The 20,447-nt window shown below is 39.3% G+C and carries 10 protein-coding genes; 2 read left to right on the plus strand and 8 right to left on the minus strand.

Annotation, left to right across the window (positions count from 1 at the left end; all coding sequences use genetic code 11):
- Positions 1-201 precede the first annotated feature (201 nt).
- Together M2265_RS20965 and M2265_RS20970 are read left to right on the plus strand one after the other, a co-directional pair.
- Positions 202-1,488 (plus strand): sensor histidine kinase, encoded by a 1,287-nt coding sequence (locus M2265_RS20965; RefSeq protein ID WP_132770904.1) that lies wholly within the window; start codon positions 202-204, stop codon positions 1,486-1,488.
- A 388-nt stretch (positions 1,489-1,876) separates the two neighbouring features.
- Entirely contained in the window at positions 1,877-2,476 is a 600-nt protein-coding gene (locus tag M2265_RS20970; RefSeq protein ID WP_132770903.1) for an HdeD family acid-resistance protein, read from the plus strand.
- A gap of 111 nt (positions 2,477-2,587) precedes the next feature.
- Here M2265_RS20970 and M2265_RS20975 read toward each other — a convergent pair whose 3' ends face one another.
- Genes M2265_RS20975 through M2265_RS21010 form a run of 8 tightly spaced genes read right to left on the minus strand, consistent with a single transcriptional unit; the run spans position 2,588 to position 20,411 of the window.
- Positions 2,588-3,157, minus strand: a complete 570-nt coding sequence (locus tag M2265_RS20975) for a hypothetical protein (RefSeq protein ID WP_132770902.1) — start codon at positions 3,155-3,157, stop codon at positions 2,588-2,590.
- Positions 3,154-4,401 carry a condensation domain-containing protein gene (locus M2265_RS20980; RefSeq protein ID WP_132770901.1) on the minus strand — a complete coding sequence of 416 codons (1,248 nt, stop codon included), beginning with the start codon at positions 4,399-4,401 and terminating at the stop codon, positions 3,154-3,156. The genes M2265_RS20975 and M2265_RS20980 overlap by 4 nt, the downstream gene beginning before the upstream one ends.
- Positions 4,398-5,669 (minus strand): condensation domain-containing protein, encoded by a 1,272-nt coding sequence (locus tag M2265_RS20985; RefSeq protein ID WP_132770900.1) that lies wholly within the window; start codon positions 5,667-5,669, stop codon positions 4,398-4,400. The genes M2265_RS20980 and M2265_RS20985 overlap by 4 nt, the downstream gene beginning before the upstream one ends.
- A 3-nt stretch (positions 5,670-5,672) precedes the next feature.
- Positions 5,673-8,078, minus strand: a complete 2,406-nt coding sequence (locus M2265_RS20990) for a glycosyltransferase (RefSeq protein WP_132770899.1) — start codon at positions 8,076-8,078, stop codon at positions 5,673-5,675.
- A complete protein-coding gene (locus M2265_RS20995; RefSeq protein WP_132770898.1) occupies positions 8,071-8,853 on the minus strand; it encodes an alpha/beta fold hydrolase in 783 nt (260 codons plus the stop codon). Before M2265_RS20995 ends, M2265_RS20990 begins: the two co-directional genes overlap by 8 nt.
- Positions 8,844-9,143, minus strand: coding sequence for an acyl carrier protein (locus M2265_RS21000; protein WP_033564928.1), 300 nt, complete (start codon positions 9,141-9,143; stop codon positions 8,844-8,846). Before M2265_RS21000 ends, M2265_RS20995 begins: the two co-directional genes overlap by 10 nt.
- Entirely contained in the window at positions 9,131-13,408 is a 4,278-nt protein-coding gene (locus M2265_RS21005) for a type I polyketide synthase (protein WP_132770897.1), read from the minus strand. Before M2265_RS21005 ends, M2265_RS21000 begins: the two co-directional genes overlap by 13 nt.
- Positions 13,409-13,427: 19 nt before the next feature.
- A complete protein-coding gene (locus tag M2265_RS21010) occupies positions 13,428-20,411 on the minus strand; it encodes a type I polyketide synthase (protein WP_132770896.1) in 6,984 nt (2,327 codons plus the stop codon).
- Positions 20,412-20,447: the final 36 nt, after the last annotated feature.

Genomic DNA, 20,447 nt, shown 5'->3' on the forward strand with positions numbered 1-20,447 from the left:
TCGTTTACTTTCTCCATTCAAATGAAGAGATCATACCCGGAAAGTATTTCATTAGTTTAGTAGATGTTCTATTTGAATGAATTCGGATAATGAAGTTCTCTTGTAATGGGGGAGTATTTCATATCTATTTTAATAAAGCAGGAAAGTACCTAAATAGAAAATTGTACTAGATTTAATATCCAAATTAACCATCAAAAATTAATGGCCAATACGTTATCTGTATATGTAAAGAATATCCTATATCGGCTTAGTAATGTAGGGGTTGACCCTGAAATGTCTTATGTTGAATCTCAGTATACTAAGCTGATCAATATCTTAAATTGGATAGGAATGTGCTGTATGCTTAGTTATGCTATTGTTAATTTCGGTAATGAACGTTATTTTCTTTCTTTTCTAAATTTATTGAATGTTTGCGATGCGACAACAGTGCTTATATTAAATAAGTATCGAAAGTATCTGAGTGCACGACTAGTAATGGTGATCTCAAGATTAATTATCTATACTGTGGCTGGATTGTATTTTCATAACGGTGGCGAATACTTTCTGGTGGCATTGCTGATCACGACCAGCTTGATGATTGATAACAAATGGATCAGGTTTTCTTTATGTTTTTTAATTTTTATAGCATGTGGGGCCGTGATTTTATTTCCTCAACCACCTTTACTGGGATCTCCCGTTCCTCCAGAACAGGCTTATGCTAATATGATTGTAGGGATTCTATTGATAGTCGGTGTGGTGAGTTTCTTTAAAAGTATCCAGGGTACCTATCAGCAAGAAATTGAAAAACAGCGTCAAGCCTTATTTTCTTTAAATAAGGATAAAGAAAAGATGTTTTCAATTTTGGCACATGATATTCGCAGTCCTATGGTAACACTTGAAAATTTACTGCAGATGTTTCATGAGGATTTGCTGACGCATAATGAAAGAATCGAAACTATCGGTCTTTTGAAAGATCAAGTCTCCCAATTGGGCTCGGTTATGGACAATTTATTACGATGGAGTGTGCGGGGGATGCAGGGAATTCAAACTATAAAAGTTACTTTTTTACTTCGGCCTTTAGTGCTGGAATTATTCCATTTTTTTGATTTCCTTGTACGACAAAAACAACTTACGGTTGATATAAATATTCCTGAGTCCATGAGTCTTTTTGCTGATTATGATCAGACGGCTGTTATCTTAAGAAACTTATTGAGCAATGCGATCAAATTTAGTGAGGTTTGCGGACGTGTAAAGGTTTTTGCCGATGTTAAAGGCAACATGATTGATATTTTTATTAAAGATGAGGGAATGGGAATGGATGACCGCCGAATAAATATGTTGTTTACCTCCTCTCAGTTATCTACAAAAGGGACGATAGGAGAAAGGGGGTTTGGTCTTGGGTTAATTCTTTGTGCTGAATTTATCCGATTGAATGAAGGAACTATTCGGGTAGAAAGTAAGTTAAATAAAGGTTCAGTATTTGCCGTTTCATTACCTAAAAATAGTTAGTAGTCCTTTTTTAATGGGGTATCAATATATTAAATAGAGACTTATTGACATATAAAACCACTTCAAGCGATAATTTCATTTTCCATTTTTTGAATAACTGGGGTTTATTAACTTGCATTTATTCTCTCTTGTGAGAATAAATGTATAAATTTATTATTTAAGGAATCTAGTTATATGAAAATCTTCAATATGGAAAAAAGGTTTTTAAGGTTAATTGAGTATTTATTCGTTTGAGATATGAAAATAAAATTTTTAGTATTTGAACTTTTTTTTAAAAAGTTTTTTTTAAATCATTAAACAAAATAACTAAATCTAATGTAAATAGTCAGTGTAGATCTACAAGTAATGATCTTCCAATTTATATTTAACATTTAAAAACACACGAATTATGGAGAAAAGTATTGTTCAAAAGGTTTTAAAATTCTGGTATTTACCTTTAATTGCTGGCATATTGTATATTATAGTGGGTGTCTATGCAGCGGCTGCACCTTTTAGCTCTTTTCTGGCTTTGAGTATATTTTTAAGTGTCGGGATTTTGATCAGTGGCGTATTTGAATTGTTTTATGCATTATCGAACCGTAAGAACAGTGATAATTGGGGTTGGCATTTGGTTGGTGGTATGCTGAATTTGTTTATTGGTGTATTGCTTATTGCCAATACGGGATTGACAGCATTGATGTTATCGGTATTTATTGGAGTTTGGTTATTATTTAGATCTATTGCTACGATAGCTAATGCATTTGAGATCAAACGTGCTGGAATTGGTAATTGGGGCTGGATCTTGTTTACCGGTATCTTGGGAGTTTTGTTTTCATTCTTGTTGCTTTGGAACCCCTTAATAGCAGGTATTACCATTGGTATCTGGATGGGGATAGGATTAATAACGGTAGGGGTCATGCATGTAGTATTAAGCCTTATTGGTCGAAGATTAAAGAAAATCAATGAAAATCTGGATAATAGAGACAATCGCTATAGCGAAATAAATTAGATTTTGGAATAAAAAGCGCAACACCCTTTGCGCTTTTTAATTAAGTCAATTGTCGATAAATTCTACTTAGTATAACAGATACATGATAAGTGTTGTATATGTTCTTGATTTTTACTGTAAAATAGAGTCCTGCTCATTTGAACTCACTTTTATGTCCGGTTCGGGCTTATAAAAATGTTTTTTTAGTTTCCAAATAGGTAAATAAGTGAACAGAACGGATAATATACCCGCAAGGACACCATCTAGAATTGCCATTGCTAGCGGATCTAATTTGTAATATTTTGATAAGCTGAACTGTGCAAAGAGTAAGAAACTTAAAATCAAGAGACCCGTTACTACGGCGTGTAGAATACCTAACCTAGCCATAAACTTATTTTTATTCAATTCGTCAGCAATACGGTATTCAATGGCACCTTGATCTGCGGCCACTGCTACTCTTTTGATGATATCGACTGTTAGAATCAGCGGTAGAAATATGGCCATAGGCAACGTTAGACGTGCAAGACTTTGCGGTCCTTCAAAAAAATGTGTAAATCCAATTTCCTGAAAACTAGCATAAGCCACGAGGGTATTGAACAGGATGTTGGGAACAACATAATAGATCATACGTTTTCTTAAAAAGCGGCTAAGCGTTGTTTTCGCTATTTTTTTAGGACGAGGGGTGGGAAATTTAAATTTCATAAAGGCTCGTTTAATAATTGCGTCGCTTGATCTTTAATTGCAATAGCTTGATCTTTAGTTAGAAAATCGGCATTAGACATCAATATGAAATCCATTTGGTTCTTAAAAGTGCTTATAACCAGTGTGTTCGGGTTGAGCCAAGGAAACGCAACTGTAGGACTATATAGTGTTTCAAGTTCAAAATTTTTGAAGTTATCTGGTATATTGAGTTTACCCATATTGGACAGGGTTATATCATGACCACCTGGAGCTGATCGCAGTATGGCTATCATTTTCTGGACAATGGGGTGCATTTGTTCGCCTACCCAAAGAAGTTCTCTTACGTTCATTTTGTTTATTTTATGCAGGAGGTCTTGTTTGATTCTTTTTGCATTTTCTAATAGACTTCCTGATTTCAACGTGAGTTCGACTGTAGGTGCAAATGCAAATACATGGTCTTCTTTGATTTCTGGTATAAAGTGACGGATATCAACAGGGCTAATTACTTTGCCCTTGGCACTCTTCCCTTGTATTTGTTGAAATGCCTGCATAAAGACGGCGCAAATAAAAGTATGTACCGAGATACCATTCGTTTTACATTTTTTAATGATTTGATTGGTAGTTTGCAGATCTAATTTCCAGTGTAGGGCATAATTGGCGTCCGAAGCTTTTTTTTTGCTGCATCGTTTTATTAGAAAAAATAATCGCGCTAACCCTAAATAGAATTCTGATTTGAACTTTTTGTTTTTACTGCTGTATTCCACAGGCAGGAATTCATGGATAGACTGGTAGGGCTTGTACGTTTCTAATGATAACGATGGGTCATCCAGTAAACAAAGAAACTCGCGCATTAAGTTGGCGATTGTTGTGCCATCACAGATGCAGTGGGGCATGACCCAAAGAATCTCGGATACGCAGTCGCTTTTGAGCCAAACTAGTTGTGCTAATGGTTTGTTTTTTTCTACAAATAAACGATACCATTCTTTTTCCGATTCGGTAAGCCAATCCTGATCCGTTTTTCGTTCAATGATACGAAGTGGGATGGAGTCAATATTTTTCTGTTCAACAAAGAGTGGTTGCTTCTCGTTGCTATTATCTATTGTTGCTCTTAGTAATGCATGCTTTTTTTGTATTTTAACTAAGGCGGTATGTATCTGTGCTTCTGATAATTCTCCTTTGATTTTTGCTGTAAAAACAGCATTTAAAGGTGTAGTAGAGTCCACATACATGATCCTCTCTACCATCAATAATTTTCTCTTTATCATGCTGTTATCAAAGAATCTAGTTGTAGTTGGATCGTTTGGTTTATTTCATCTCGCATAGCTAATGCTTCTGCATGTGGTAAATATCCTTCGCTTGCAACAAAGGAAAAATCCATTTCGTCTCTAAAGGTGGATGTTACAAGTGTAGTCGTATTTCCCAATGGACCGATGACAGTTGGACTGAAAATAGTGTCCAATGTAAAGGATTTATACTCATGTGGAATTTGAATGCGACCTAAATTTGAAAACATACAATCATTCGATGATTTTCCATTTTTTAATAACTTGGTGAAATTATCTAAAGCATCATGTGCTGATTCCATAACCATCATGGTGATGTAGGGATTGAGCTTAGTGGTTTTGCGGTCTACGCTTTCTTGCATGAAATGTAGATTGTCTTCGAAACTTATCTTTTTATTCGAGGATAATACTATCATGAGTCCAAATGCAAAAAGATGATCGTCCTTTATCTGTGGGGCAAATCTTCTAATATCCACAGGACAGGAGACTTTGTTGAAAGCTGCCTTTCCTCTTACTTTTGAAAATGCTTGAAGTAAGATCGCACATAGGAATGTGTTGACTGTGAAACCTTTTGATTTGCAATGGGTGATGATTTGTCTGCTTAATTCTTTGTCAAATTTCCAGTGAATCAGGTAGTCTTCTTTACGTTCGACTGTTCTTTTGCCAATAGGAATAAATTTAATAGCAGTAGCGGCCAAACGGCCGATGAACTTGGCTTTGAACTTTTGTTTACGACTAGCAAGTAAGTTTTGAGGAACGACGTCCTGAATACCAAATATGGGCTTCTCTATACCAATATCCACAGTAGGGTTGTCCAGTACGACTAGAAATTCGCGCAACAAGGACATAGCAGAACCACCATCACATATACAGTGGTGAAAAACCAACAGCATATCGGAAACTTCTTGTCCTTTTATCCAGATGAATCTTATCAGGGGCAGTTTATGACCATCAAATGATGTATTCCATTCTTTTTTTGATTCATGTAACCAATCATCATCTGTTTTTCTGGTTATTACGCGTATTGGTATTGGAATATCCTTTTGGGGTACTTCAAACCAAGGTATTTGTTTTTGATCATGACTAATAAGTGCTTTTAGCCAAGGATGTTTTTCTTGAATTCTAAATAAAGCATGTTGAATGGCTGCTTCGTCAAACGATCCTTTTAGTCTAAATGGAATAACCGCATTGAAGGGTTCTGTTCCATCACCCAAAAGCATACGTTCTCCAAATAACAATTTTCTTTTCATACCTTATACTGTCGCTAATGTTGCTTGTTCTTTTTCTGCAAAATTTTCTAACAATGCTACCGCTTTGTCATTCCCGCCAGCAGCGGTAAAGGTGTTTAACACTTCTTTAGCAGCATCTCTGTATTTAGGATTTTCCAATAATTCAAAAACGGTTTCACGTAGTGCTTCTACTCGTAATCGTTTGTATCGGATACTGATACCACAACCTGCTTGTTCAATTAATTTTGCGATATGAAAATGATCATAGGCAATCGGAGTAATTAACATCGGCAATCCATTGCGGAAAGTATCATTAACCGTATTGAAACCACCATGACAGATAACCATATCCATGTGTGGCATTAATGCTGATTGGGGTACAAAACTGCTTACGATAAAATTGGAAGGCCATTCGTCAAAAATTTCGGGTGGAGTAGCTGCTACAATAGTGACTGGTTGATCGGCAAAGGCTGCAATGATTTTTTCAAAGAAGGCTTTTCGAATATCGACCAACAGGGTACCTAATGATACAAATATTTTTGGTGTGGTAGATGCATTTAACTTTTCCCAATCAAAAGGTGCATCGTTGGGACGTCCTTTTACTGGACCGACAAATTTCATGTGCGGTGGAACGGTATCAAAACCGGCAAAAGCCTGTGAGGTAAATACCATATTTAATTTATGCGAATGAATAAAAATTCCTTCATCATAAATGCCCACTTCTTTTTGGAGTCCTTTGATCAGATTTTGCTGCCATTCGAATATTTTGGGTGCGCTCTTTTCGGTATCACCCATTACATCCGGAGGGACAGGAGTAGTCGTAACGCAAGGAATATTGTGTTTGTGCGCAAAAAGTGCTCCTCCAAAAGTAATACAGTCATTGATGATGACATCAGGTTGCCAGTTTTGCGTTAGACGCGTTAATCCTGGCATCATCATTTTGGCAAATGGAACATATGTTTCCTCTAATGCTAGTTTCATGACTTCAGGACCTGAACAGGCTGGGCCGTCATCCTGTCTTTTTAGAATACGTTTAATTTCATTCTGATGCGGAATAAGTTCTTCTTCAGGATAATAATAAGATCCTCCTTCTGGAATATGTTTGCTGTCCAATGGGGTAATACCAAACCATTTGACTTCGTGGCCACGGGCAATAAGACTTGCTCCTACGCTCAATGTCGGGCTGATATGTCCAAAAAACGGAGGGATAACAAATAAAAATTTAGATTTTATCATGGATTTAGCTGTTATGGTCGTGATTGTTTGTTCTAATAAGTCTGCAGCTGTGGAAGTGCCACCAGCATCAATAAATGATTGACCAACGGATTGAGCAGCTTTGCGATAACTTGGATCATCCAAGATGGTGTAAACGGCATCTTTTAAGTGATGCGATTTAAATCTGTTAAAATTTAAACGTTCACCAGCACCTGTACGTACGACACGACCAGCTACATGCGATTGGTCGTATGCAATCGGGATAACAACTAGTGGTAAGCCATGAATTAATGTTTCGGAAACTGTATTGTGACCACCATGACAAACAACAGCATCTAAATGTGGTAAGAGCTCCAATTGCGGTACTTGCTCATAGACGATGAAATTATCTGGCCATTGGTCAAAAAGCTTAGGATCTGATACGACTACTGCCATAATTTGTTCGTCTTGGAATGCATCAATTATTTTTTGAAAAAATGCTTTTTTATGGTCATGATCGAAAGTTGTACCAATACTGACCAAGATCTTTCTATTGGTATCTTTATGAAATGTATCCCAATCAAATTGACTTGATGTTCGGCGCGTTGTCAAAACAGGACCCGTAAATTGATAATTTGAAGTTAGTTCCATTTCACCAAAGAAATCTTTGGATGTCAAAACAAGCGTCATTAAATCAGAACAGGCCAATGAATGCGCGTCAAGAATTCCTAATTCTTGCTGTAATGCCACGATTTGATTGACTTCCCATTCGTGAACTTTTGGCAGTTCATTCATGATTTTAATAGCTGCTGGAGCTGTAACAGTGGTACAATATGGGATTCCAAGTGTTTTTGCCGCAATTGGACCTGCAAATAATTGCTGGTCTGAAATGATCAAATCTGGTTGGAATGCTTTTAATAAGGTAATGATACCGTTATAGCAGTGTCTATTTAGGGGGATGAGAACGTCTTCGTATAAAAACTTGATACTATCGATACCATAAACGACCTTTCGGGAAATGATGTCCAGGTATTGTTCACTTGCCTGTTTTTCATCATCCGTTTGATCATATTGAATGAGTAGTAGTTGTCCGCCTTCTGGAAGCTTGGAAATCAGGTTTTTATCGAGGCTGATCCATGCAACTTCATGCCCTCTATGCAGTAATTCGGCACCGATACTTAAGGTTGGATTGACATGGCCTGTTAAAGGTGGAACAACGAATACATATTTAGCCATAATTTTTGATAAAGATGTTGGTGAAAAAATGAACGATGGTTTCTGCTATACGAGTAGGTTCTTGTATAGGAATGTTATGATCACCCGGTATTAACTTAAGTGATGCATGATTGATCTGCTCTTTTAGCCATTCGCCAGTTGGTCTGCAATTTGAATCAGCTCCATACAGCAATAGGGACGGCATGGGCAATTGCGCATGACGAATGTCTTCTAGAAAATGCTTCTCCGTGACCATATCTGTTTTGATACTGGTTTGTTGAAACAAGAATTCATATTGACGATGGTTTTTTTCCATCTGTCTTTTACCCATTTTGACTTTAGTCGTATCGGTAAAGTTAGCGACGTAGTGTTCCAGAAATTCCTTACTGTACTCTTCGATGATATCACGTGCTTTCTCATCTTGTGGATCAGGAGCTTCCATGATAACGAGTTTCTGTATGCGACTTGGGCTGATTATAGCGGTTTTTAAGGCAATAAGACCTCCAAAGCTATAACCAACTAGGAATACTTGCTCGAGCTGCAGATGATCCATCAGGTCTAACAGGTCCGTCGCCATATGATCCAGATCATAGCCGGTCAAAACACGTTCGCTCATTCCATGACTTTTCAAGTCATACATCACCACGTGAAAGTGCTGCGCCAAGATTGGCGCAATATTAAAATAATAAACAGAAAGATTGCTAAACATACCGTGGATCAATACCACGGTTTGCTTAGCACCTTTGTTTAGCTCTTGTATATGAACTTTTTTGTTGTTTATGTCAATTATTGGCATTCGTAGATATAGTTGATAATCATGCGGAGGTCAAGGTTGATCAATTGATCTAGATCCATAGAAGATAACCATCCTGTAAAATCGATTTGATCGCCAAAATATGTTTTGATTTTCTCTGAAAATGATACAATCTCAATACTGTCCATTTCCAGATCTTTTGTAAAAGAGCTTTCAGGAGTGATATCCATTTCTTCTACAAATTCTTCACCTATTACTTCTGTAATAAAACCTTTTAAAAGTGTGAATAACTCTTCGTGGTTCATTTTTAATGTTGGGTTTACAGTGTCCATCCGATAATATAATTATTATGTTTTATAGTTTTAATTTCAATATTGTTGATCCACAGGTGATCGTCAAGAATTTTTTCGACAGCATATGCTTTGGGATTTCCCTGTAGTCCTTTACCGATGAATTTTCCATAGGCTTCTTTGGCTACCCAAAAGCGGGTCGTCCACTCTGCTTGATTTCTCTCTTTTAATAATTGGAGCTCAGCATCGGTAAATACCAGTGGATAGAATCCAGCGCTACGTTCTTCTATAATCTCCATATCAATACCTACTGGTCTATCATAGCGTGCAATAGCAACGGCGTCTTTTCCTTTGTGGGCTAATGAAACGTGGATGTTATCCGTAGCCTCACCAATAAGATAGGGTTTACCTGCTTCATCAGTACTTATTTCAAAAGTAATGGGGTAGTGTGCATCTCCTTTTTGTTTGAGTAAAAGGTGACGAACAGCATCTTTTACTGCTACTCGACTAACCATCCAGGTTTTTCGTTTATTGGGCATCAACTTCGCGTGGTGTTGTTTCTCTGTTTGGTTGAAATAACGCTTAAGTACAAAATCCCAAGATGCAACTCGAGAGTAAGCTTGGTGGAAATAGAATACTTCAGGAGTTATTTGCTCAGATAAACGGTTATGCGAAGGGGACATGGAAACGTTCCATAAGGCGTCATCAATTTCCAGTCTTCGGTTTTGCCATCCACTGATCGCACACCATACTTTTCCATCTCGCTTGAGTATGATTTCTCCAATAGCAAATTCTGCATTTAACTCCGTCAGCATACAGGTACATTCAAACATACCTTCTTGGTCAAGCATCTCTTCGAAGAATTCAATTTCTCTGATTTTAACAGGAAAAGCGATCCGATCTTGCGTTAAAGTGAGCTGTAACCACAAACCAAATAACTGGCCTGCATTGTCCAATAATGATCCTTTCCCCCCATTACCTTTAATCATACCAATGATACCTTTGGTTCCAACGGCCATAATTTCTGTGATACCCTGATAGGCTTGTCCATGAAACATATGATTTTCATAGATTTCTTCAGGTGTTCTATGGATTGGTAACAAATCTCCAATAGATAAATTGAATGCAGGTACTGGTATTGCTGAACTTTTTAAAAGGACCTCGGCATTCGCAAAATTTTCAATATCTAGATAGGCATGATGTGATGCTCGCCATTCACCTTTTATGGTTTTCTCAAATGTCTTTGCCACATTCATCCATTGGAATACATTCACATGCTTAATTTTATGTACTTGTGTTCCTGGTATTTCAGCCTGTGCTGTTTCCGCTAGTAGCTCAAAGATCATCGTCATCGGAATGACCGGTTCCATATCTGAAACAGGTGTCCAACCAGCAGGCTGTCTAAGCAAACTATGATCGATTAAATACGGATCGCTGTCTAAACTGACTTGTAAAAGTTTAGTGAAACTTGTACTTGCTAGTGCATGAACGACACTTACGCTTGAAGGTGAGTGCGCTGTATCTGGAGTTAGGGGAGCAGTGGTACTGTTCAATAAATTGTTCTCAGAACGCTGTTGGAAAAGAGCCAATACTTCTTCTTGCATACTGATCATATCTGCTATGTTTTCCTGAAAGGCTTGGACAAGCGGATGACTAACTTTGCTAGTTGTAGCACGTAGTGGTGCTGCTGTTCCAAATGATTTGGCTAAGGACTTAACTTCGTTAAAGTTCCGGATAATCGGTAAACCCAGTTGAAGTTTTATGCTGTTTGCTGTTGACTTTGTTGTTGTGGTTGCGTGCAAATCTAGAAAATCTAGTGCGACGGTCTTACCTTCAACAAAAAGAGCACTGATGACACGTTGTAACTGGGCCAGTGCTGAACGAGTAGGACCGCTTGACGTAATTGTACTGAATGGTTTACCTTTTAATGTGTCATCAATAAAACCGATTAACCCGCCGGCACCGACCTGAATAAAGAAGCGTGCGCCCTCTTCATAGAGTTTTTTAGTCAGTTCTCGAAAACGAACCGGTTGTACAAGATGCTCGGCACTTAATTTTCTGATTGCATTTTGATCCTTTGGATAGGGTGCTAAGGTTGTTGCTGACCATAAGGGAATTTTTGTCTCTTGGAAACGAACCTGATCCATACCCGCTAAGATCACATCAAGCTTGTCGGCCACAAATGGTGTATGAAAACCTGACTGGAAGGGCAATATCTGGTGAAATATCTGGTTCGATTTTAATATAGGCACCAAAGTATCTAGAGCAGTATTGCTACCGCAAAGGATGACTTGGTGTGGGCAGTTATCATTCGAAATATAGAGATTAGGTATCTGCTCAATAATGGGTGATATCTGTTCAATACCCGTACCGATCGCAATAAATTTTGAATCTTTTAATTCAAAAGTTGATGGATGGAGTACATTGATCAAGGCTGTTACAGAGCTCGCTTCTGCCAATTCGGATGAGTAGCCCGCAAGCCATTCGCCCAAACTATGTCCAGCATTCATATCAGGGTATATGCCCAATTTTTTTAAAGCGCTATCCAGTATGCTACACTTATTAAAAATAGCTAATGCTTCTGTTAATAATCCTTCACCCTCAGTTTCGATGGGTGCTGTCAATCCAAAATAACGGCTCACAGTATCTACTTCGCCTTTTGCAAGGCCATCTAAGCCTGGGAATACGAAGGCAATTTTGCCACCATTTTTTAGTAGAGGTGTTGCGGTATACCAAATATCCTGTTTGCTGCGCCACGGGTTGCCTTTAGAGACAATCTTCACTGCTTTTTGTATTCGTTCTGGAGTCGGGTCGAAGATTGCAATCCGATGGTCACCTTCACCGACTGTATGCTCGTTGTTTTGCAAAGCTATAAGAAGTTCCTCTTGACTGTTTCTCGCAAGAAGCAGAACTGGATCTTTTTTCGGCATATCATAGCCTTCAAGCACGACATGCGCGTTGATACCACCAAATCCAAAAGCATTGACAGCCGCTATTTTAGGCAAACCAGTCTGAGACCAGTTTTTAGCATCCTGTACAGGAGCAAATCGGGTGAGCTGCATGTCTGCGTTTGGATCTTCGCAGTACAGTGTCGGTGGTAAAATGTCATGATGAAGTGCCAAACAGGTTTTGATCAATCCTGCTATACCTGCAGCAGGCATGGCGTGACCTATGTTTGATTTGACAGAGCCAATACCAGCGCTTTGAGCATCGTCATCCTTTCCGAAAAATTGCGCTAAAGTCTGCAGTTCTGTTTTATCTCCAAGGGGTGTTCCTGTACCATGTGCCTCTAAATATCCGATTTGTTTTTCATCGAGATTGGCATTGCTCCAAGCTTGTTGAAGAGCTTTTAACTGACCTTTGACAGATGGACTCATGACGCTAGTGCCACTACCATCACTACTCACACCTACACCTTTTATGACAGCATATATTTTATCTTGATCCTGAATCGCATCTTCTAATCGTTTTAAAACAACAAAACCGCAACCTTCACCGATCAATAACCCATCGGCATCTTTACTGAAAGGTCTGATTTTTTCTTGTCTGGATAAGGCGCCTAGTTGTGTGAAAATACTCCAAAAGGCTGCATTTTGACCTGTATGTACACCACCGGCGACAACCATATTGCATCGTCCTCGGTGGAGTTCCCGTACCGCATGGTCAACAGCAATTAGCGCACTGGCACAAGCAGCATCGACTGTAAATGCAACACCACCTAAATTGAAGCGGTTGGCAACTAGAGAAGCGACCAAATTGGGAATTAATCCCATGGCTGTATCGGCACTAAAGCGTCCTTTACGTTCCTGAAAAGCTTGTTTGACTTTTTCTAGGTCTGCTGAAGATACTTCTGGCAGTAGCTCTTGTAGTAAAGAAGAAATCTGTTCACCGGTACGTACGATCTCAATAGCACGAGTCGCACCTGGGCCAGCATAGTTTCCTTTACCAATGATGATACCGGTTTTCTCAAGTGATACCTGTTTACGGAATACACCCGCATCTTCCAACGCTTTTTGTACGAGATCGAGTGTTAATAGGTGGTCAGGCTCAGTACCTTCCACTGCCAACGGTAAAATACCGAAGGCAGTTGGGTCAAAAGTATAGTCTGGGATAAAACCACCTCGCTTACAATAAAAGCGATCTATTGCATTGCTGTTTTTACTAAAATGAACGGGGTCGATCCGATCTTCTGGAGCTTCTTGCGTCGCATCAACTTTATTGACAATATTTTGCCAAAAAGTAGCTGCATCTTTTGCTCCGGGGAAGACACATGATAGTCCAACGATCGCAACATCTGTATTTGTCATAATTATTCTATACCGATGTTTACCAATTGTTTCCCGACATAATCAACACTTGATTTTCCGTTCCGTAATTTATTTCATTCAGAAAAACTTCTTTTCCTTCTTTTAAAGGAATTAATGAAATACCACGACGTTCATACTCTGTTTCTAAAGATTGAGAAACCATGCCAGCACCTTTCCATGGACCCCAGTTGATTGAAATCACTTTACCAGCGATGCGCTGGTTTAATGCTTGCGCATAATCATCCATAACGCTATTGGCTGCGGCATAATCGGTCTGGCCTTTGTTACCGTAAACGGAGGCAATACTTGAAAACAACACGACAAACTGACAATCAGTACGTAACTGTTCTGCAAGTACACGTAATGGTTTTACTTTTGTATCAAAAACACGGCTGAATGAGCTTGCTGTCTTCTGTCTGAAAAGTTTATCTTCTAATAAACCGGCACCATGAATGACCCCGTCTATTTTCCCATATTCCGTATAGATACTATTTAATAAAGCGCTTAGTCCTAGTTCGTCGCAAAGATCTAGGGATTGATAAACGACCGTGCTTCCAAGACACTCCATATGACGGATCGTACGTAGGATTTGATTGTTTTTGAAAATTCGTACAGTCTCCTTTTCGATTTGAGCAGGAGAAGTGAATCTTGCAGTTTGAATCAGATAGCTTCTAATTTCCTCCTTGGTCGTCATACCTTCCATTTCTTTCAGTTCAGCTGATTCGATTCTTGGATCGGCTGAACGGCCGATCAGAATATACGTACAAGGGTGTGCTTCAGCCATGTGTTTCACAAGTTCGGAAGTAATGCCCTGTCCGCCACCAAGTACTAATACGACAGATTTTGAATCTAGTTGGATCTGTGCTTTGTCGAGACTGTTCGGAAATGGTGAAGGTGTCAAATCCATCCGGTGGCGCTGTTCATTCTTATAGATGACCTCCGCTTGCTTTTCTGTTGTTAGGATTTCTTTTAGCACTATCTCTGCAATTTGTTCAGTCCCTAGCGGTGTACTTAAATTAATCAATCGACAAGTCGTGTGATCAAATTCTCTCGCTAAACTTTTGAATAAACCAGCGTAACCCTGATAATGTCTCAATACATTGACATCTTTAACTTCACCAAGATGTGATGAAGTGTCTGAAATTAAATATACCCACTTCGCTTTATCAAAATCAAGTTTCTGAATTAACGAAATATAATCAATGATGGTATGCTTGACCGTAGATGTGAAAAGGTGTAACATGATGAGTCCATCAAAATCAGCTATTTCGGTATTGATGTCGATCAATTCTACATGAGCACCATATTTCTCCAGATTACTTTTTATTGCTGCTACTTGAGCACTATTATCTTGTGTAATGGCAAAGCGTTTTCCTTTTATAAGGTCCATGTTTTGTGTTAATGGTAAGTCTGCTGGAGCTAATCCAAGGCTTAGGCGTGACAAGCTGCTTGGTACAGGCTCATCTTGACTGATGTCCTTAATCCAAGTTGCTAAACCATTCAACGTTTTGATAGCTGCGAGTTTTTCCATCAAATCATCTGCTTGCTCCATATCGTCTCCAAAACCAATTTTGGTTTTGAGATCGCTGATGATCTCCATACGTTTAATGGAATCGATACTTAAGTCGGCCTCCAGATCTAAGTCAAGCCCGAGCATCTCTTTTGGATATCCCGTCTTTTCACTTACAATATCCAATATTGCTGTTTGGAGCTGTTGAAGGCTCAGCTGATCCTGGACTTGAGTTTTTAAATCTATGGTCTCATTAGGTGCTGTTTCGATTTCGGATGTCGCTGCTGTACTTGTGTATTCTTTTAGACAAGAAACTAAACCGCTTAAGGTTTTGATCGCTGCTAATTGTTCCATTATGGTATCTTCATTGCTATGATCATCAGAAAATAGATTAAGTTCGGTACGAAGTGTTCCGATAATCTCAACTCTTTTGATCGAGTCGATACTTAGATCTGCTTCAAGATCCATTTCCATACCAAGCATTTCCTGTGGATAACCAGTTTTTTCACTGACTATCTGTAATAATATAGTTTTGATGTCTTTAGCTGGAGCTGTTTTTACTTGATTTACTGTTGTTAACTGCTGTATGATGGGTGCAGCAGGAAGTGTTGCCGAACAGTCGATGATTGTGTTAGGTATGGCAGGAGTATGGGGCGGAATGGGATTTATGCCCGGATTTTGTCCTAAAAAAGTGAGCATCACATCGCGTTGTGCCTGTATAAGCATCTTCATACTGTTCAGATATTCTTGCAACATGCGTTCGGTAGCAAGTTGACTATCAGACGAAGAGGCCGGTTGATTGGCAGAGTTGTTCATTTGTAAAGGAGTTAATATTGGTAATGCACCATTGGTTGGCAATGTTCCCGTAGTTGGTAGGGCAGATTGGCCATTTACACGCCAAATAGCAGGATTTTTTTTGTAAATTTCGGGTTGATCGATTTGAATAAAAGTTGTGTCGCGACCTTCAAAAAGTTGACTTATTTTAAAGTTGCGGCCTGTACTGAGATATTGTGCGAGCATACCTAGCAGATGGGTCAATTTATTCCGGCTGCTGTCTTCGACATGAAGTGCTACCTCGTCTTTATCTAAACAGGATTTTGTTAAACCTGTTAGTACTTTTCCAGGACCGACTTCGATGAATATACGTGCGCCAGCGGTATACATGGCTTGAATTTCTTCCACAAATCGGACAGGTTCTACTAAATGATCCGTTAATCTGGTTTTGATATCCGAACTATTTATTGGATATAAGGTAGCAGATGTGTTAGACCAAACAGGAATTTGCATATCCTGAAAAGCTACATCTTTTAGGACGCTGTGATATAGTTCTTTTGATTTAGCAACTAGTGGACTGTGAAAAGCACAGGCTACTTCTAATTTTTTTGCAGAAATCCGTTCCTGTTTTAATAATTCCATTAGTTTATTGATACCAATGGAACTTCCTGCTACTACACATTGCGATGGTGCATTGAAATTAACGAGATAGCAATTATCTACCTGATCAACAATAGATTTTAGACGGCCTGTTCCAGCATTCACAGCTAACATCGTACCTGGATCGCCATTTTCTACTGCGTCTAAAATAGACTGAGCTCGTTTCAAACTTAATTCAACTAATTTTTCTTCATCAAATACACCGGCAAAACATAAAGCAGGTAGTTCACCGTAACTATGACCAGCAAGCATATCGGGCACGATGCCTAATGACTTCAGGAATTTTGCAATGGCAAGATCTATAATACCTAAAAGGGGTTGTGCTAAACGGGTATCTTTAATGGTTTCCTTTTGTTGCTTTAAATCATTATCATTGAAGGTAGCTGACGGAAAGACGACTTGTTCTAGTTCCGGATGATCGGCCAATAATTGGCGCATTTCTGGAAATACCACGAATAAATCGCGCGCCATATTGATGCGCTGACTACCTTGTCCGGGGAAGAGGAAGGCAACTTTACCAGGTTTATTATTGACGATGTACGTGTCTTTACTTTCAATACCTGAGAGTACCAACTCAATTTTCATCATTAAATCTTCTGCATTATCCGCAACAATGCTTAATTGAATCGGATCAGTCGAGCCTGTGGCTAAACTATAAGCAATATTTTTTAGTGGAAGTTCATCGTTGGTATCTAATACAGATTTGATCTGTTTCAGTTGATTTTTGGCTTCTTCATAGGATTTTCCTCGAAAGACAAAAAGCTCTGATGGCCAAGCTTGTAAAGTAGCGTTCTTATCTGCGGTAGGATGGTTAGCGATGACTGTGTGAAAATTTGTACCACCAAAACCAAAGGCACTAATACCCGCATAACGATTCTTATCATTCCATAAGCCACTTTCAGCATAAAATGCAAATGGGCTCGTTTGCGCATTATAATATGCATTTGGCTGTTTGAGGTGTAGGGTGGGAGGTTTTACGCCATAGTATACGGCTAAGGAAGCCTTGATCAGGCCTGCTAAACCAGCCGCACATTTTGTATGTCCGATTTGAGTTTTCACAGATCCCAAATGTGTCTGGCCGGGCAGTGCTCCCGATTTGCTGAAAAGATTGGTGAGGGCACTTAGTTCAGTTTTATCACCGACTACGGTTCCTGTACCATGTGCTTCTACTAAACCGACACGTGCGGGACTAATACCTGCTTGTGAGTACGCACGCTCTAGCGCACGTACTTGACCAATTTTTCTTGGAGCAGTAAGACCTAATGCTTTACCGTCACTCGATCCACCTACACCTTTAATCACAGAATAGATACGATCACCATCACGAAGAGCATCTTCGTATCGTTTTAAGACTAAGATAGCAACACCTTCACCTAATGCAATACCATCGGCATCACTGTCAAATGTTGCACAGCGGCCTTTACGTGAAAGTGCGTGTGTACTTGAAAACATGAGGTAATCGTTGATGCCGTTATGTAAATCGGCACCACCTGCTAACACAACGTCTGATTTTCCTAAAATCAGTTCTTGACAAGCCAGATCAACCGCTGCCAATGAGGATGCGCAAGCTGCGTCAACAGTGAAATTGCGGCCACCAAGATCAAGACGATTTGTAATTCGACCTGCGATTACATTGGCTAAAATACCTGGGAAAGAATCTTCCGTTGTATGTGGAAATGCTGTTTTTACTTCTTCATGCAGTTCTCCAAAAACTTGCTTATAGTATCCTCTAAAACTATAACTATTGGCGAGATCATTACCGCCTTCGGCACCAATGATAACTGAAATGTTTTCTCTGTCAATGCTTTTGTCGGCATATCCAGCATTATCCATAGCACGTTTTGCAACAAGCAGTGTTAATAACTGAGTAGGTTCAATAGCGGCTAGCGATTGCGGTGGAATTCCAAATGCTAAGGGATCGAAATCAATTTTAGGAATGAAACCGCCCCATTTCGAATGCGAAACATCAGGACCATCTACATCCGGGTGATAATAAAGATCTTTATTCCAGCGCTCATCAGGAACTTCTGTTACACTGTCTTTTCCTAAAATAATATTACGCCAATATTCTTCAAGGTTTTTTGCACCCGGGAATATACATTCCATACCGATAACAGCAACATCCAACGGTTTTTCCAGTGATGCAGGTTCTTCAGGTAAAACGGCTTGTTGAATATGAACAAAATTAGCTGCACTCACATTTTCATGAAGTTCAGTAAGTGATAGCGCTTGGTTCTGCATCGTCGCAACTTGTCCAATCATATACATACCCAAGTCTAATTGATCATCTTTCGCTATAGTGACAAGCTTGTCCCCCTGACGTTCTATACCTTTAGCTGCAATTCTTAAGCGGCCTACATTTAATTTTTCAAGTTGTTCCCACACTTGTTTTTTATCGAGCCCTGCGGCTAGCAATTTTGCTTTTTCGGTATTGAAATGGGTAGCAAAAGCAGTATTAAGACAGCGGGTTTCATGTCCAGGCGCCGTTTCTAATAAAACGGTATCTTTTGCGTGCAGTGCTTGGTTCTGAAATTCCTGTTGAATAGCCCCCGTGCTTACTGCTTCTTGTGTATAAAGGTAAGCAGTACCCATAAGGACACCAATTTTTACACCTCTGGCAGCTAGTGGTGCCGCCATAATCGATACAAAAGCAGTTGAAAGAGCGTCATGGATGCCACCTGCAAAAAACACACTGATGTTTTCGGGATGATCTTCCTTTAAAAGACGTTCAATCTGTTTTTCCCAAAGTACCATACTGGAAAGGGGGCCTACGTGTCCACCACACTCCCGACCTTCAAAGATGAAGTTTTTAGCCCCTTCCTTTAAGAAGATATCTAAAAGTGCTGGCGAAGGCACATGAAGGAAAGTTTTTATGCCCGCTTTTTCAAAGACTTTTGCTTGTGCAGGTCTTCCACCGGCAATTAATACCACCGGAGGTTTTGCGGCTAGTATATGGGCAGATTGCTCATCTCTTAACTCTTGAGGAGCAAAACCTAAAATACCAACCCCCCAAGGCTTTTCACCAGCGCGGGTTTTAGTTTCCATGATCAAAGCTTTTGCTTGCTCTCCTTTTAGTAGGGATAGTGCGACAAAAGATAATGCTCCTGCTTCAGAAACAGCACTGGCAAAAGCTGGAACATCACTGACACGCGTCATAGGACCCTGTGCAATTGGGTAACGTAGACCAAGTTCTTTGGCCATAATATTATCCTTGCTGATGACATTTAACGTCTTTGCCTGTTTCAAATGGCCATACATAGCCTCCTTGAATCCAAAGATCAATTTCTTTAGACTTTTGAAATCTTCATATAGATCTATGGCCAATGAAATATCTTGTCCCATTGGTATATAGCTATGGGTAGGATCAAGGTCTTTGAAATATTGCTTCAGATTTTCGGCATTAATTTCCTCTGGTAAAGCAGGGGAGTTTGGTCTAACCAACACCCTATGATTTGCAATAATCTTCGTTTCTGTGCCATTTAGTTTTGAACAAAGCTCTTTTAAGCTTTTAGGTATACTACTTTCAGGAAATAGTGCCAACTGGCTATCCAATACAATACCAGCAGCACCTAAAGCCATTGCTGCAGCTGCAGTATGAACACCAATACCACCTTGAACCCATATAGGTAGAGTTTTAATTTCTTTGATTATACGTTGAAATAAGACAAAAGTTGATTCGTAACCAACAAGGCCAGCAGCTTCGTTGCCTTTTACGATGATTCCTGCCGCACCTAATTTTTCGGCAGATTTTGCCTCTTCTAAGCTATTTACCTGGTAAAAAACGGATAGATCTGAAGCTGGCTTAGTCACGGTCACAGATGGAAGAATAATATATTGTACTTTTCCCGGAATCTGAAGTGATGTAAAACTTTCGTCTGGAAAGTAAATACCACAGGCAGGTATATCTAGGTGATCAAGTTGTTGCAACGCCTCTTGAGCTGTTGTTAACTGATGTCCTAAACTTAAGAATGGAATTGCACCTGCCTGATGTAATTTATACATAAGGTTGATGTCAGGCTTTTCAAAAGGGGTTAATCCAAATATGGTTAAATTTCTCATTACATTGATGATGTTGAAATGGTAGCAGGTGATTCC

It is taken from the genome of Sphingobacterium kitahiroshimense, assembly GCF_025961315.1.
GTDB classification, from domain to species: Bacteria; Bacteroidota; Bacteroidia; order Sphingobacteriales; family Sphingobacteriaceae; genus Sphingobacterium; species Sphingobacterium anhuiense.

What these genes read in the sequence shown, in the direction of transcription:
- M2265_RS20965 (WP_132770904.1), top strand. Translation starts at nt 202, where the DNA reads ATGGCCAATACGTTATCTGTATATGTAAAGAATATCCTATATCGGCTT.
- M2265_RS21000 (WP_033564928.1), bottom strand. Translation starts at nt 9,143, where the DNA reads ATGGACACTGTAAACCCAACATTAAAAATGAACCACGAAGAGTTATTC.
- M2265_RS21010 (WP_132770896.1), bottom strand. Translation starts at nt 20,411, where the DNA reads ATGAGAAATTTAACCATATTTGGATTAACCCCTTTTGAAAAGCCTGAC.
- M2265_RS20985 (WP_132770900.1), bottom strand. Translation starts at nt 5,669, where the DNA reads ATGAAAAGAAAATTGTTATTTGGAGAACGTATGCTTTTGGGTGATGGA.
- M2265_RS20975 (WP_132770902.1), bottom strand. Translation starts at nt 3,157, where the DNA reads ATGAAATTTAAATTTCCCACCCCTCGTCCTAAAAAAATAGCGAAAACA.
- M2265_RS20995 (WP_132770898.1), bottom strand. Translation starts at nt 8,853, where the DNA reads ATGCCAATAATTGACATAAACAACAAAAAAGTTCATATACAAGAGCTA.
- M2265_RS21005 (WP_132770897.1), bottom strand. Translation starts at nt 13,408, where the DNA reads ATGACAAATACAGATGTTGCGATCGTTGGACTATCATGTGTCTTCCCC.
- M2265_RS20980 (WP_132770901.1), bottom strand. Translation starts at nt 4,401, where the DNA reads ATGATAAAGAGAAAATTATTGATGGTAGAGAGGATCATGTATGTGGAC.
- M2265_RS20990 (WP_132770899.1), bottom strand. Translation starts at nt 8,078, where the DNA reads ATGGCTAAATATGTATTCGTTGTTCCACCTTTAACAGGCCATGTCAAT.
- M2265_RS20970 (WP_132770903.1), top strand. Translation starts at nt 1,877, where the DNA reads ATGGAGAAAAGTATTGTTCAAAAGGTTTTAAAATTCTGGTATTTACCT.